Annotated in this window: 10 protein-coding genes; 6 read left to right on the plus strand and 4 right to left on the minus strand. The window is 69.3% G+C overall.

Going from position 1 to position 14,590, the window contains the following annotated elements; genetic code table 11:
* Positions 1 to 7 precede the first annotated feature (7 nt).
* On the plus strand, positions 8 to 655 hold the full coding sequence (locus ACYVKQ_RS02560; RefSeq protein ID WP_460575301.1) for an alpha/beta hydrolase: 648 nt from the start codon (positions 8 to 10) through the stop codon (positions 653 to 655).
* 185 nt (positions 656 to 840) lie between these two features.
* On the opposite strand, the gene ACYVKQ_RS02565 is transcribed toward ACYVKQ_RS02560, so the two are convergent.
* A complete protein-coding gene (locus tag ACYVKQ_RS02565; RefSeq protein WP_460575303.1) occupies positions 841 to 1,251 on the minus strand; it encodes a winged helix-turn-helix transcriptional regulator in 411 nt (136 codons plus the stop codon).
* A 79-nt stretch (positions 1,252 to 1,330) separates the two neighbouring features.
* Between ACYVKQ_RS02565 and ACYVKQ_RS02570 the strand changes: the two genes are divergently transcribed.
* Positions 1,331 to 2,176 carry an SDR family oxidoreductase gene (locus ACYVKQ_RS02570; protein ID WP_460575305.1) on the plus strand — a complete coding sequence of 282 codons (846 nt, stop codon included), beginning with the start codon at positions 1,331 to 1,333 and terminating at the stop codon, positions 2,174 to 2,176.
* Between the two features lie 114 nt (positions 2,177 to 2,290).
* Complete coding sequence (locus ACYVKQ_RS02575; RefSeq protein ID WP_460575307.1) at positions 2,291 to 2,887, plus strand: TlpA family protein disulfide reductase; 597 nt, start codon at positions 2,291 to 2,293, stop codon at positions 2,885 to 2,887.
* A gap of 168 nt (positions 2,888 to 3,055) precedes the next feature.
* Here ACYVKQ_RS02575 and ACYVKQ_RS02580 read toward each other — a convergent pair whose 3' ends face one another.
* On the minus strand, positions 3,056 to 3,901 hold the full coding sequence (locus ACYVKQ_RS02580) for a rhamnogalacturonan acetylesterase (protein WP_460575309.1): 846 nt from the start codon (positions 3,899 to 3,901) through the stop codon (positions 3,056 to 3,058).
* A gap of 517 nt (positions 3,902 to 4,418) precedes the next feature.
* Here ACYVKQ_RS02580 and ACYVKQ_RS02585 point away from each other — a divergent pair.
* On the plus strand, positions 4,419 to 7,853 hold the full coding sequence (locus ACYVKQ_RS02585) for a PAS domain-containing protein (protein ID WP_460575310.1): 3,435 nt from the start codon (positions 4,419 to 4,421) through the stop codon (positions 7,851 to 7,853).
* 117 nt (positions 7,854 to 7,970) lie between these two features.
* Entirely contained in the window at positions 7,971 to 8,672 is a 702-nt protein-coding gene (locus ACYVKQ_RS02590; protein WP_460575312.1) for a Crp/Fnr family transcriptional regulator, read from the plus strand.
* A gap of 64 nt (positions 8,673 to 8,736) precedes the next feature.
* Here the strand turns inward: ACYVKQ_RS02590 and ACYVKQ_RS02595 are convergent, their stop codons facing one another.
* Both ACYVKQ_RS02595 and ACYVKQ_RS02600 read right to left on the minus strand, forming a co-directional pair.
* A complete protein-coding gene (locus ACYVKQ_RS02595) occupies positions 8,737 to 11,562 on the minus strand; it encodes a DEAD/DEAH box helicase family protein (RefSeq protein WP_460575314.1) in 2,826 nt (941 codons plus the stop codon).
* A gap of 50 nt (positions 11,563 to 11,612) precedes the next feature.
* Positions 11,613 to 13,490: a site-specific DNA-methyltransferase gene (locus ACYVKQ_RS02600; RefSeq protein WP_460575316.1), complete on the minus strand. Its 1,878-nt coding sequence runs from the start codon at positions 13,488 to 13,490 to the stop codon at positions 11,613 to 11,615.
* A 277-nt stretch (positions 13,491 to 13,767) separates the two neighbouring features.
* Here ACYVKQ_RS02600 and ACYVKQ_RS02605 point away from each other — a divergent pair, with 277 nt between their 5' ends.
* Positions 13,768 to 14,574, plus strand: coding sequence for a polysaccharide deacetylase family protein (locus tag ACYVKQ_RS02605; protein ID WP_460575318.1), 807 nt, complete (start codon positions 13,768 to 13,770; stop codon positions 14,572 to 14,574).
* Positions 14,575 to 14,590 lie beyond the last annotated feature (16 nt).

Genomic DNA, 14,590 nt, shown 5'->3' on the forward strand with positions numbered 1-14,590 from the left:
CCGCGCCATGAACTACCAACCCTTGCATTACCTCTACCAGCCGGCCACGGCGGCCCCCACGGGCCAGACGCTGCTGCTGCTGCACGGCACCGGCGGCGACGAGCGGGACCTGCTGCCGCTGGCCGCGCGCTTCGGGGCGGGACTGAACGTGCTGAGCGTGCGCGGCAACGTGCTGGAAGGGGGCATGCCCCGCTTTTTCCGCCGCCTGGGCATGGGTATTTTCGACGAGGACGACGTGCGCTTCCGCACCCACGAGCTGGCGGCGTTTCTGCAGCGGGTAAGCCAGCAGGAAGGCTTCGAAGCCACGCAGGTGGTGGCCGCGGGCTACTCCAACGGGGCCAACATTGCCGGCAGCCTGCTGCTGCTCTACCCCGAGCTGCTGGCCGGCGCGGTGCTCTGGCGCCCCATGCAGCCGCTCACCCGCGAAGTGCCCGCCGTGTACACCACGCGCCGCCCGCCCGTGTTCTTTAACCCCGGCACCCGCGACCCGACCGTGGACCCGGCCGCCACGGAGCGCTACGCCGCGCTGCTCACCGCCGCCGGCTTTCCGCTCACCCGCCAGGATACGCCCGCCGGCCACAACCTGACCCAGACCGACGTGGACGCGGCCGTGGCCTGGTTTCAGCAGCACTTTGCCGCCGCTGCCACCTCGTAAACGCGCAACGTAGCGCGCCTTGGGAATGGTAATTTCCAGGCAAGCCGAAAGCCCCGTCGACACCACTCTACCGAACAACGAAGCGGTAGAGAGGCGTCGACGGGGCTTTTCGCTGGACGTTTCTTCCGACTCACCGTGCATGCGGCCTTTGGTGAGCAACCAAGCGGCAGGCTACGAGCTGCCGGCTAGCTGACGGGCGCTTTGTTCCAGTGCTGCAGGATGTCGGGGAAGCTGACTTCGACCCAGTCGGCCAGGGCGCGCACTTTCTGGGCGGCCTGCTGGCCCAGGGGCGTCAGGCTGTACTCCACGTGCGGCGGCACCACCTCGTAGGCCACGCGGTTCACCAGGCCGTCGGCTTCCAGCCATTGCAGCGTCTGGGCCAGCATCCGCTCACTCACCCCGTCGATCAGGCGGCGCATTTCGCTGAAGCGGCGGGTGTGGCCTTCCAGCACCATCAGTACCAGCACGCCCCAGCGGCTGGTGATGTGCTTGAGCACCGTGCGCGACGGGCAGTTGGCCGACAGCAGGTCGCCGCGCCCGAGCCGCTCCGACAGCGTGGCCGCGGCTTCGGCCACGGGCAGCGAATCTTTTTTCATACTTACCTTTTTGTACGTACTTACTTTGCGTAAGTAAAGGTAATAGCTTTGCCCCGTCATCTACTTAACCGACCCGAATATGAGCATTGCTATTACCGGCGCCACGGGCCACCTCGGCCGTCTCGTCATCGAAAAGCTGAAAGCCCGCGTGCCCGCCGACCAGCTGGTGGCCCTGGTGCGCACCCCGGCGAAAGCCGCCGACCTGGGCGTGGAAGCGCGTGAGGCCGACTACACTCAGCCGGCCACCCTCAGCGCGGCCCTGCGCGGCGTAGATACGCTGCTGCTGATTTCGTCGAGCGAGGTGGGCCAGCGGGCCGTCCAGCACCACAACGTCATCGAAGCCGCCCGGCAGGCGGGCGTCAAGCGCCTGGTGTACACCAGCGTGCTGCACGCCGACCGCTCGCCGCTGAGCCTGGCCGAAGAGCACCGCGCCACGGAAGCCGAGCTACAGGCGTCGGGCCTGGCGTACACGCTGCTGCGCAACGGCTGGTACACCGAAAACTACACCGGCTCGGTGCCCGGCGCCTTGGCCGGCGGGGCCTTCATCGGCAGCGCCGGGGAGGGCAACATCAGCTCGGCGACCCGGGAAGACTTTGCAGAGGCTGCCGCGGTGGTGCTCACCAGCGCCGGCCACGAAGGGCAGACTTACGAGCTGGCCGGCGACGACGCGTACACGCTGACCGAGCTGGCCGCCGAAGTTTCGCGCCAGACCGGCAAGGACATTCCCTACCGCAACCTGCCCGTGGCCGACTACGCCGCCGCGCTGGCGGGTTTCGGCGTACCCGAGGGCTACGCGCACGGCATTGCCAGCTGGGATGCCGACGCCGCCGGCGGGGCCCTCTTCGACGACAGCCGCCAGCTCTCCAAGCTCATTGGGCGCCCCACCACGCCGCTGGCTACGGCCGTAGCCGCCGCCCTGCGGTAAGCACGCCGCCTGTTCGGCTTTGCCGGGCCCGCCGCGCACACCCCTGTCCGGGAGGGTGCACGGCGGGCCCGTGGCGTTGCCGGCGCTTGCCCGTTTTCTGCTGAACTTGCCGGCATGAACCGTAAGACCCTTTCCCAGTGGCTGCCCCTGGCCCTTTTTGCCCTGGTCATGTTCACCGACCTGCGGCCCATCGTGCTGGGCGGGCTGCAGCGCGGGCTGCTGGCTACCGGGCTGTGGAAAGCTGCGGCGCCGGTGTCGCCCGTGCCTCGGCCGGCCATCGTCGCCACCGGGGGCGCGGCGTACCCGCACGACTTGCCGCTCTTCACCCTGGATGGCCAGCGCACCAACCTGAGCGCGCTGCAGGGCAAAGTGGTTTTCGTGAACCTGTGGGCCAGCTGGTGCCCGCCCTGCGTGGCCGAAATGCCCGGCATCCACGGCCTCTACCAGAAAACCGACAAGTCGAAGGTGGCCTTCGTGATGATTTCCCTCGACGAGAAGCCCGCCAAAGCCCAGGCCTTGCTCCGGCGCCAGGGCTACACGTTCCCCGTGTACTTTCCCGCCGGTCCGCTCGCCCCGCCCTTCGATTCCAACTCCATTCCGTCGACGGTCATCCTGACGCCGGACGGCCTGGTGGCGGCACGCCACGAGGGCATGGCCGATTACGACACGCCCGCGTTTAAAGCGGCGCTGGAAAAGCTGGCGGCAGAGTAGCCGCCCCGGTGTGCATAAGGTGCAGGGGCCGGCGAGCTGTACCAAGCGTAGCCTCAGCGGCCGGAGTGGCGTCTGGCTTCATCGGGCCTGCCTGGGTCGATGCCTGACGCCTTTTGCATCGGCACCGGATAGCGGTGTGACGCGCCGCCGTTTAAGGTCGGCCCCGGGTTACGGTCGCCGCAGGTATTTGCGCAGGGCCGGCCGGTGCAGGGCGCGCAGGCCCTCGGCCACCACTTCTGCGTTCAGCCGGGCGCCCGCCTCAAGGGTGTGCGTGTGGTCGGTGGCGTTGAAGTAGCTGCGGCGCACGGCGTCTTCGCCGGTTTGGTCGTAGCGGTCGGCAATGCGCTGGTTGAGGTCGAGGAACGGCACGCCTTCCTGCCGGGCGGCCGCGGCCGCCCAGGCCGCGTAGCCGGTGGCGGCGCGCTTGACTTGGCCGGCCGTCCACTGGTTGCGCGGCACCGGCGAGCAGACAATGGGCGTGGCGCCTTTGGCCTTGACCTCGGCGATGAACTGGCGCAGGTACCAGCCGTAGGTGTGTACCGTTTCGGATCGGCGGGTGAGCAGGTTGGTGATGGCCTCGGTTTCGGGACCGTTGCCCGGCAGCGTGCCGCGGGCCCGCAGCGTGTCGTTGACGGGGCTGCTGTCGTTGTGGCCAAACTGCAGGAGCACGAAGTTGCCGGGCTGCAGGCGGGCCTGCACCCTGGCCCAGTGGCCTTGCGTGCGAAACGTGCGGCTGCTGGTGCCGCCCAGGGCGTGGTTTTCCACCCGCAGGCGCGTCGTGTCGACGTGCGGGGCCAGAAAAGAGCCCCAGCCCCACAGGCCCCCGTCGCCGCGGCCCTTGCCGTTTTTTACCGTGGAATCACCGATCAGGTACAGCGTCGGCCGGCGCTTGGCGGGGCTGGTCAAGGCCATGAGCAAGGCGGCCAGCACGGCCAGCCCCAGCAGGGGCCACCCACGGCGGATGGGTTGGCGCGCCAGCAGCGCCGGCACGCGAAAGAACGGGAAAGCGGGCATGGACAGCGGGGATAAGAGGGGCAATTTCAGCAAGGAGGGCGGTTCCGGCATCCTGCACCTACCTGCGCCGCCCGGCCGCGTTACGGGCTCTGCTCAGGCCGCTGCTGGCCAACGACGCCTTGAGTCACCCCGCCCCGCCGGCGCCTGCGAAACAGCCAACGGCTTGGTGAAGAGTATCACAGCCAATAAACGGGGCCTGATACCGTATGGGTTGGACGTCGCGCCGGCCTGCAGCCCGCCCCCTGGTGCGCGGCCGACAGCCCCTGCCGCGCCGTGGCCCGGCCCGACGGAAACCAACGGTCTGGACTCGGGGCGTGTGCTTCCAGGCTGACCGGTGCGGGCCCGGCTACGGCCGGCGGCCAGACCGCCGGCCGGTTTTTGCGTCGGCGCTTGGCCCTGCGGGCGCACAGAGGCGCTATTTCGGAAGTGCCGGATAGCCGGGGAAGGCGTACTTTGCGTAATGCCTCGGTGAACTGGCCTTACGCTCGGTGGCGTATTCTCTCCGCGTAGATCCGATATGACGAGCTTTCCGGCCCTGCTGTCCGCTTTCAATGCCCTGCCGGGCGCCTACGTGTTGCTGACGGCTGACCTGCGGATTGAGGCCGTCAGCGACGCGTACCTGACCGCTACGCTCACCCGGCGCGAGCAGCTACTGGGCGAGTACATGTTCGACGCCTTCCCCGACAATCCTGCGGTGCCCGAAGCCCGGAGTGTCCGCAACCTGCAGGCTTCGCTGGCGCGGGTGCTGGCCACGGGGCAGCCACACGAAATGCCCCGGCAGCACTACGACGTGCCCGACCCCGCGCACCCGGGCCGATTTGTGGAGCGCTACTGGCTCGTGCGCAACATTCCTTTGCCGGACGAGCAAGGGCAAACCAGCCACATTTTGCACGTGGCGCAGGACGTAACGGCGCAGGTGCAGGCCGAAACCTCCCTGCAGGACCGCCGGCAGGGCGAACTTGCGGCCCAGGCCGAAGCCGAGGTGCAGCGCGCCCGCTTGCACGCCCTGCTGACGCAGGCCCCGGTGCCGATGGCCAGCCTGCGCGGGCCGCAGCACCGGGTGGATCTGGCCAACGAGCGTTTCCGGGAATTGTTCGGAAACCGGGCCATGGTGGGGCTGCTCTACGAAGAGGCGGTGCCGGAGCTGAAATACCAAGCGTTTTTCGACCTGCTGGACGAGGTGTACCGCACCGGCGAAACGTACCACGGCAGCGAGCAGCTGGCCTACATCGACCGCACCAACTCGGGCCGGCCAGAACCGCTGTACTTCACCTTCATCTACCAAGCTACCCGCGACGTGGGCAATAAGGTGACGGGCATCGTCATCGTGGCCCACGACGTGACCGAGCAGGTGGAAGCCCGCCAGCAGGTACAGGCGCTGAACCAGGAGCTGGCCGCCGCCAACGAAGAGCTGCAGGCTGCCAACGCGGAATTTTGGGCCAATAACGCGGAGCTCATCAGCACCCAGCAGCAACTGCACCGGCTCAACGGCCAGCTGGAGGCCCGCGTGCTGGAGCGCACCGACGCGCTTCAGCAGGCCCGGGCCGAAACCGAACGCCAGCGCCAGCGGCTGGAAAGCCTGTTTATGCAGGCCCCCGCGGCCATTTGCATCCTCGAAGGCCCCGAGCTGGTGTACCGGCTCGTCAACCCCGGCTACCAGCAGCTGTTTCCGGGGCGGGTGCTGCTGGGCCGGCCCCTGCTGGCGGCCCTGCCCGAAATTGCCGGTCACGAAGTGTACCGCACTTTCCGCCGGGTGTACGAAACCGGCCTCACGCACCGGGAGCGGGCCATGCTGATTCCGCTGACCCGCCCTGACGGCGGCGCCCTGGAAGACCGGTATTTCGACTACATCCAGCAGGCGCGCTACGACGAGCAAGGGCGCATCGACGGCGTGCTGGTCTTCGCCTTCGAGGTGAGTGAGCAGGTGCGGGCCCGCCAGGCCAGCGAAGCCGCCGCCCAGCAGCTGGAGTTGCTCACCGACGCGCTGCCCGTGCTCATCAGCTACGTAGACCGGGCCCACACCTACCGATTTGCCAACCGGGCCTACGAAACGTGGTTTGGCCTCACGCCCGAGCAGCTGGTGGGCCGCCCGGCGCGGGAAGTCATCGGCGAGGCGGCCTACGGCCGGGTGGCCGGCTACATGGCGCGGGCCCTGGCCGGCGAGTGGGTGGACTTCGAGGCGACCATGCCTTACCGCGAGGGGTTCACCCGCCACATCCACACCAGTTACGTGCCCGATATGCGCGACGGCGTGGTCGGGGGCTTCTACAGCCTGGTGGCCGACGTGACGGAGCAGGTGGAGGCGCGCCAGCAGGTGCAAGCGCTGAACGAGGAACTGCGGGCCTCCAACCGCGAGCTGCGCCGCCACCACGCCGAGTTGGCCCGCAGCCAGCAGGCCGTGCTCGATGCGGCCCAGCGCCGGGCGCAGGAGCGCGAAACGCTCTACCAGGTGTTTGAGCAGACGCCGGCCTGCATCGCGCTGCTGCGCGGGCCCGAGCATCGCTTCGAGTACGTCAACGCCGCGTACCAGCAACTGTTTCCGGGCCGGCAGCTGGTTGGGCTGCCCCTGGCCGAGGCCCTGCCCGAAACCACGACGCAAGGCTTCCTGGCCTGGATGAACAAGGTGTACGAGACGGGCGAGACGTTTTTCGGCAACGAGCTGCTGCTGCGGGTGCAACAAGCCGACGGCCGGCCGGCGCAGGACGTGTACTTCACCTTCACCTACCAAGCCTACCACGAAAACGGCACCGTCGTCGGCATCTCCATTTTCGCTTACGACGTGACCGAGCAGGTGCTGGCCCGCCAGGAGCGCGAAACCGAGCGGCAGCGGCTGCACGGGCTGTTTATGCAGGCCCCGGCCGGCATCTGCATTCTGAACGGCCCCGAGCTGATATTTGAGTTCGTCAACCCCGGCTACCAGCAGCTGCTGCCCGGTCGGACGCTGGTGGGCCGCCCCATTCTGGAAGCCATGCCCGAAATCAGCGGCACCCAGGTCGAAACGCTGCTGCGCCGGGCCTACGACGAAGGCCAGACCCACGAAGCCCAGGGCCTGCTCATTTCCCTGGCCCGCGGGAGCGACGCGGAGCTGGAGGACCGCTACTTCACCTTCGTGTACCAGCCCCGCCGCGACGCCCAGCAGCGCGTCAACGGGGTGCTGGTGTTCGTGTTTGAGGTGAGCGAGCAGGTGGCGGCCCGCCGGGCCGCCGAAGCCAGCGCCGAGCAGGCCCGGGCCCTGGCCGAGGAGCTGGGCGCCACCAACGAGCAGCTCACGCGCACCAACGTCGATCTGGATACCTTCATCTACACGGCCTCCCACGACCTCAAAGAACCCATTACCAACCTCGACGGGCTGGTGCGCGAGCTGCAAAGCCAGTTGCCCGAAGCGGCCGCGCACCCCTTGGTGCCCCGCCTGCTGACCATGATGCAGGACGCGGTGAAGCGCTTCCAGCTGACCATCGCCCAGCTCACCGACCTGGCGCAGCTGCAGCAGGCCCGGCCCGAGCCGGCGGAGGTCGTCGACGTAGCGGCCGTCGTCGAAGCCGTGAGCCTGGACCTGGCGGCGTCCTTGGCGGCGGCCGAGGCCCGCCTGCAGGTAGAGGTAGCTGCCGGGCTCACCGTTACGTTTGCGCCCAAGCACCTGCGCAGCATCGTGTACAACCTGCTCAGTAACGCCGTCAAATACCGCTACCCTGGCCGGCCACTGTTGGTGCAGCTGCGCTGTTTCCGCGCCGCCGGCGACACCGTGCTGGAAGTGCAGGACAACGGCCTGGGCCTCCACGAGTGGCAGCGCGCCAAGTTGTTCAGACTGTTTCAGCGCCTGCACGCCCACGTGGAGGGTTCGGGCATGGGCCTCTACATCCTTAAGCGCATCGTAGACAACGCCGGCGGCCGCATCGAAGTGGACACGCAGCCGGCCATCGGCTCCACGTTCCGCGTGACCCTGCCGGGCTGAGGCCGGCGCGGCGGGTTCCGGGCCTGCCGGTCAGCGCGGGGCGGCAGCCGTCGGGCTTGGCTACCCCGGTCGATTTACTTATATTGGAGATGCCCGTTCCCCGCCAGGGCCACCGCCATGAAGCGCTTTGTTTCGACCAACTGCCAAGATTGCCCGGCCTGGTCTCGCTCGCCGCTCGCCTGCTGCCCGGGCGAAGCGCCGGAACTGGCGGAGCTCAGCAAGACGTGCCAGCAGTACCAGCGCGGGCAGTTCATCTTTCGCGAAGGCAGTCACCCATTGGGCATGTACTGTGTGCACAGCGGCTCCCTGAAGGTCCGCAAGGTGGGCGGCGACGGCAAGGAACACATCGTGCGGCTGGCCAAGGAAGGCGACGTGCTCGGCTACCGCGCGCTGCTGGCCGGGGAGGCCCATTCGGCCGACGCTGTGGCCCTCGACGACGCGGTGGTGTGCCTGCTGCCGCGCGCGGGCTTTTTCCGGCTCGTCGAGCACCACGCGCCGTTTGCGTCCGCGATGATGAAGTTGTTATCCAGTGCTTTGGGCGAGGCGGAGGAGCGCATGCTGCACCTGGCTTACAAGCCCGTGCGCGAGCGGCTGGCCGAGGCCCTGCTGCTGCTGCTGCGCACCTACAGCCACCCAGCCAGCCCCCAGCTCATCTCCGTCACCCGCGACGACCTGGCGGCCCTGGTGGGCACGGCCAAAGAAACGGTGAGCCGCTTCATGGCGGAGTTGAAGAACGAGGGCGTGCTCCGCACCAAAGGCCGGCAAATCACCGTCCTGAACCCAACGCGGCTGGTGGAAATTGCGACGCTTTACGAGTAGGCCCGTCGTGCCGCAGAACCGGCAGTAGCCCGAACGCCCGGCGCGGGAGCAAGACGGTGGGACGTTAACCGCCGCAGGATTGAGCTTCCGAGCGGAGCCAGGGAGCCAGGGGCCCGGCTACGAAATACAACCGCTCGGTGCCTTGCTGCCGGACCAGCAGGGCCCAACGCGGGTAGTACAGGCCCAGGGGCGTAGGCACGCTGAAGCCGGCGGGCAGCTCGGCAAACAGCTGGATTGGCCCGGCAGGGCCGGGCGCCGTTCCGTCCCTTTGCCGGTGCTCCGTCAGCTCCTGCGGCCCGCACAGTTTCTGCACGTAAGACGACCCCGCCCGCTCGTAATGGATGCCCGCTGCCAGCGCCCGGCGCTGGCAGCGGTTCAGCAGCGGGCCCACCTGCTCGATAAAGAGGCGGGGCGCCAGCTGAAAATCGGGCAGGCGGTGGCTGGCGGTCAGGATGCGGGCCAGGCTACGGCGCGTCAGCTGGGTGCGCTCCTGCAGCTCGGTCAGCACGTCGGGCAAAGGGGTTGGGGCTTCGTCAGGGGCATCAGCAGCTGCGCCATCGGGGCCGGTGGAAGGGCCAGCCAGGCTGACGTGCGCCGGCGTGGGCACTACGGAAGGCATCTGCCGGACGGCCAGCACGCAGGCCTGGATCAACGGCTCATCGTCGAACTCGGCGCGGAAGAGGGTATGCTGGCGGATGCGGTGCCACACGGCCTCCAATTCGGGCGGCAAGCCAACGGCCTGGGCCTGCGCGGGCGCCGGCAGCTGCGCGTCCGCGTTGCGCAGGCCCAGGCCGTTGGCCCGCTGGCGCAGCAGCGCCGCCACGGGCTCCTGCCAGGCGGCCAGCGGCGCGGGCAGCACCAGCGTGTGCTCGCGCAACGCCGTGCGCAGGGCAGCCAGCACGCGGTTTTTGGCGTCGAGGTAGCCCTGGGCGCGCAGCCACTGCCACATCGCCTGTGCCGGCTCCGGGCCCAGCGCCCTGGCCTCGCCGGTAGCCACGTCCACGGCTTGCAGGCCCGCCAGCTGGTGGGCTTCCACCACGCCCAGGCGCAGGCCCGTGTCGGCCTCGGTTTCGCGCTGCAGGTGGTCGGCAAATTCCTCGTAGCTCTCGGAAGCCACCACCGTCAGCGTGTTCACGGCCGCGTCGCGCACCCGCTCGCCGTGCTGGTTTACGCACAGGCGCAGCCCGCGGCCAATGGTCTGGCGCCGCTCCCGCTCCGAGCCCATGTCGCGCAGGGCGCACACCTGAAACACGTTGGGGTTGTCCCAGCCTTCGCGCAAAGCTGAGTGCGAGAAGATGAACCGCAGCGGGGTGTCGACGCTGAGCAGCCGCTCCTTGTCGCGCATGATCAGGCTGTAGGCCCGCTCGGCGTTGTCGCGGCCGGCCTTGTTGTTTTCGGCCGTATCCGTCCAGCCGCCCTTGCGGTCCACTGAGAAGTACCCGGCGTGCGCGGCCGCGGCGTGCGCGGCCCAGTCCGGCTCGGCGGCTGGCCAGAGGGCGCGGTAGCGGGGCTGCCGGATCAGCTGGCAGTACTCCTGCTCGAAGACGCGGGCGTACTCGCCGGGCTGCGCGGTGCGGTCCGGCCCGAAGCGGCGGTAGCGCTCCACCGCGTCGACGAAAAACAAACTCAGCACCTTGATGCCCAGCGGGAGCAGGCGCAGCTCCTTGTCGAGGTGCGCCTGGATGGTGCGCCGGATCATGCGCCGCTTCACCTCCGCCGGATCGGGGCCGCCCACGGGCCGGTCGGGCAGCAGCCACGCCGCGCCGCGGGGCCCGAGCAGCTCCAGCCGCTGGTCTTTGCGCCCGGCGCGGATGGCACCCACGCGGTAGCCGGCGTACACCGCGCGGCCGGCGAGCGGCTCCAGCTCGGCGCCGGGCAGCAGCCAGTGCGCCTGGCGGGTGCGGCGGCCGGCCAGCTCGGTTTCCACTTCCACCAGGGCGCTGGGCTTTCGGCGCCGGCTGCGGGTGGCCAGCAGCTTCACGTAGGCCGCATCGGGCGGGCCCGTCACGGCCAGGGCGGCCACCTCGATCTGCTTGACCAGCTGCCGTTCGTAGGCATCCACCGCGTCGAGGCGGTACACCATGTGGTGCTTGTCGGCGTGGGTCGCGGAATAGCGCAGCGTGCACAGCGGCGCCAGCCGTTCGATGGCGCGCCGGCCCTGCCCGCTGAGCCCGCCGTCGACGGACTGCGGCTCGTCGATGATGACCACCGGCCGGGTGGCCCGGATCAGGTCGACGGGCCGCTCGCCGCCGGTTTTGTCGTTGGGGCGGTAGAGCACGTTGGCGGTGGGCCGGTCGGTGGCGGCCTGCTGCGCGGCCCGGGTTTCGTCGCCGAACTTGTTGATGGCGCCCACCGTCACGATCATCACCTGGATGTGCGGGCTGGTGGCGAAGCCGCGCACCTGCCCCAGCTTGCCCGAGTCGTAAATGAAGTACTCGCAGGGCACGCCCGCGTACAGGCCGCGGAAGTGCTCAGCGGTGATTTGCAGGGTTTTATAAACGCCTTCCTTGATGGCCACCGAAGGCACCACCACCACAAACTTGCTGAAGCCGTAGCGGCGGTGCAGCTCGAAGGCCGTGCGCAGGTACACGTAGGTTTTGCCCGTGCCCGTCTCCATTTCCACCGTGAAGTCGGCCGAGCGGAGTTGCTCGGCGGCCGGCAGGCCGTGGCGCAGCTGCACCGCGCGCAGGTTGGCCAGCAGGGCCTTGGGGGCGAGCCGCAGGCAGTTGCCTACGCCCAGCTCGGCCGGGGCGGCGCCGGGCTGCTCCTCGTGCGGGGCCGCGGCCACCGTAAACTCGTTGCGGCCGGTTTCCTGCCCCCGAAACAGGTCGCACACCGCGTCGACGGCGGCCTGCTGGTAGTCGAGGTGGGATTCGAAGTGGAGTTTCATGCGGGAGGGGAGTAGCCTGCCGGCAGCCGCGCGGGCCGCGGGAAGCCGGCTTACAGGCTGCGGATCAGGCGGCGCTCGAAGCCGGCCTGCACCAGAATGGCGGTAAAGTTGGCTTTGGCTGCTTCGGAGCGGAAGGCGCTGTCGCGCAGCACCACCTGCGTCTCGCCCTCGGGGGCCAGCTCGGCGCGCCAGGCGGCCAGGTTCAGGGCCAGCGCCTCCACCTCGGCCGGGCCGATGCGCGCCGAAAGGCAGGCCAGCAGGGCGCCGCCGGCCACGGCGTACAGCGTGTGGCCGGCCACGGCGCGCGCCTGCACCGGGGCCGTGAGCGGCAGCCCGCGCTTCAGGGCCAGCTCGGTGAGCAGGTCCTGGTCGGTGCGGCCGGGCTTCAGCTGGTCCTGGGCCGCCAGCAGCTCGGCTTCCAGGTCGGCGGGGCTGGGGTCCCAAGCGCGCAGGTTGCTCGTGTCGAGGCGGTACACGCGAAAACCCAGGTCGCCGCGAAAGGCGGGGTGGTCGGCCTGCACCTTGCGGGCGGCGCGGCGCAGGCGCTCCTTGGTCAGCTCGGCGATGGTGCGCGGGCGGCCGAGCCGGTCGCAGTAGGCAGCGGCGGCTTTCTGGTGGCGGTTGGCGGCGCGCAGCGGCTCGGGCAGCTGCACCAGCAGGTAGCGGCGCGAGCCGCCGTCGGCCGCGTTCTGGGCCATCACGGCGTGGCCGGTGGTGCCCGAGCCGGCGAAGAAATCCAGGATCAGGTCGTTCGGCTCGCGGGCCCAGAGCTGCAGCATGCGCTCCACCAGCTCCACGGGCTTGGGCGTGTCAAACACGTCGGCCTGCATCAGGGCCTTGAGGCGGGCCGTGGCCGTGGCCGTGTAATACTTATCGTCCCACCAGGTGGTGTCGGTTTTGCGGGCCTGCTCGGAGTCGCGGCGGTAGTGCTTCTGCTGCAGGCCCTTGCCGGCCTTCACGATCAGGCCCTGCTCGTACATGGCCTGCATGCGCTCCTGCGAGTAGCGGAAGTAGCCCGTCACGCCCAGAAACGTGTAGTGGGGGTTGCCCTTGGCCGCCCCGCCCGGCCCATCCACGGGCACGTGCTTGTAGGGGCCGCGCTCGTCGCTGAGCTTGAAGCCCTTCAGGTCGGGCGGCAGGCCGAAGGCGGCGCGCCGGCCGAAGATTTTCGCCTGGTCCTTGGCGTAGAGCAGGATGAAGTTGTGGTTGGCGGAAATGATTTTGTCGTTCGAGACGGACGCGCGGGCCTTGTGGCAGATGATGGCCAGGCGGTTTTCCTCGCCGAAGATTTCGTTGAGCAGCCGGCCCGTGTTTTCCACCTCGTGGTCGTCGATGGACACGAACAGCACCCCGTCGTCGCGCAGCAGGTGGCGGGCCAGGTGCAGGCGCGGGTACATCATGTTCAGCCAGTCGGTGTGGAAGCGGCCCGAGGCTTCGGTATTGGCGGCGAGCTTGCGCCCCGCGCCGGCCGCGGGCTGCCCTGTCAGCTCCTGGTAGCGGCGCAGGCTGTGCTGAAAGTTGTCGGGGTACACGAAGTCCTTGCCCGTGTTGTAGGGCGGGTCGATGTAGATGAGCTTGACTTGCCCGGCGTAGCTTTTCTGCAGCAGCTTGAGCACCTCCAGGTTGTCGCCCTCCAGCACCAGGTTCTGGGTGGTGTCCCAGGCCACGCTGTCTTCGGGGGCGGGGCGCAGCGTGGCGGTGCTCGGCTGCAGGGCCAGCTGCCGGGCGCGGCGCTTGCCGTGCCAGGTCAGGCCGTACTTCTCTTCCTGGGTTTCCACGTTGTCCTCGCCCAGCAGCTGCCGCAGCACCGCCAGGTCCACCTTGCCATCGGTAAAGGCCTCCGGCAACGCGGCGCGGAGCCGGGCCAGGTGGGCGGCGGCGAGGTCGGCCGAGCGGGCCAGCGGGTCTTGGGCGGTGATGGGGTCCACGAAAAAGCAGTGGGAAGCGGAAAACAAAGCAGCGCGCGGCGCCGGCAGGGGAGAAGCTGGCCGCGGCAAACCCCGCTGCGCTGCGCAAAGACCACGAAAGTAGCCCCGCCGGGCGGGTTATCCTAATGACGACCGGGGCCGCGCCGCCCCAAAGATACCCAGCCGGCGGGCGCCGGCCCGGGCCCGGCCGCGCGCGGTTTGGCCGCGCACCGCACAGTACAGGAGAGTTGCCCGCGCGGGGTTTTGTCTCTTGGGGCAACGTTACTGCTCCGTTTCGATGTCCCTGGCCCGCCGTTTTCCGCTTGTTCCCCGCCCCGCGCTGCCGGGGCTGCTGGCCCTGCTGGGGCTGGCCGCAGGCGGCGCCACGGCTCCGGCGCGGTCGGTGCCGGACCGGCTGGTGGTGCTCACCTTCGACGACGCGGCCCTCAGCCACGCCACCTACGTGGCGCCGCTGCTGAAGAAGTACGGCTTCGGGGCCACCTTCTTCGTGTGCGAGTTTCGCCAGCCCGCCTTCGCCGACAAAACCCACTACATGAGCTGGGAGCAGATCCGCGGGCTCGACCGGCAGGGCTTCGAAATCGGGAGCCACACGCTCACGCACCGGCACGTGAACAAAATGACGGCCGCCGAGCTGGGCGCCGAGCTGGACTCCATCGAAGGGCGCTGCCGGCGCTACGGCATCCGGCGGCCCGTCAGCTTTGCCTACCCCGGCTACGACACGCACCCCACGGCCCTGCAGGTGCTGCCCGCTCGCGGCTACCGCCTGGCCCGCACCGGCGGCCCGAAAAACAACCTGACCCGGGCCTACGACCCGGCGGCCGATTCGCCGCTGCTGATTCCGAGCTTCTCGACCAGCGGGCCCGACTCGGCGGCCGTGTTCGGGGCGCTGCGCCAGGCCAAGGACGGCCGCGTGGTGGTGCTCACCCTGCACGGCGTCCCCGACACGGCCCACGACTGGGTGAGCACGCCGCCGGCTCACTTCGAGGCCTACCTGCGCTACCTGCACCGGCACCGCTACCGCGTGGTGGCCCTGCGCGACGTGGCCCGCTACCTGCCCCCGCCCACGGCCGCGTCGGCCCCCTGACGTCCCCGCGTTCCAA

The sequence above is a fragment of the Hymenobacter coalescens genome (genome assembly GCF_054783195.1).

Coding starts and splice junctions, on each gene's coding strand:
- ACYVKQ_RS02565 (WP_460575303.1), bottom strand. CDS start 1,251: ATGAAAAAAGATTCGCTGCCCGTGGCCGAAGCCGCGGCCACGCTGTCG.
- ACYVKQ_RS02580 (WP_460575309.1), bottom strand. CDS start 3,901: ATGCCCGCTTTCCCGTTCTTTCGCGTGCCGGCGCTGCTGGCGCGCCAA.
- ACYVKQ_RS02590 (WP_460575312.1), top strand. CDS start 7,971: ATGAAGCGCTTTGTTTCGACCAACTGCCAAGATTGCCCGGCCTGGTCT.
- ACYVKQ_RS02605 (WP_460575318.1), top strand. CDS start 13,768: ATGTCCCTGGCCCGCCGTTTTCCGCTTGTTCCCCGCCCCGCGCTGCCG.
- ACYVKQ_RS02560 (WP_460575301.1), top strand. CDS start 8: ATGAACTACCAACCCTTGCATTACCTCTACCAGCCGGCCACGGCGGCC.
- ACYVKQ_RS02575 (WP_460575307.1), top strand. CDS start 2,291: ATGAACCGTAAGACCCTTTCCCAGTGGCTGCCCCTGGCCCTTTTTGCC.
- ACYVKQ_RS02570 (WP_460575305.1), top strand. CDS start 1,331: ATGAGCATTGCTATTACCGGCGCCACGGGCCACCTCGGCCGTCTCGTC.
- ACYVKQ_RS02595 (WP_460575314.1), bottom strand. CDS start 11,562: ATGAAACTCCACTTCGAATCCCACCTCGACTACCAGCAGGCCGCCGTC.
- ACYVKQ_RS02585 (WP_460575310.1), top strand. CDS start 4,419: ATGACGAGCTTTCCGGCCCTGCTGTCCGCTTTCAATGCCCTGCCGGGC.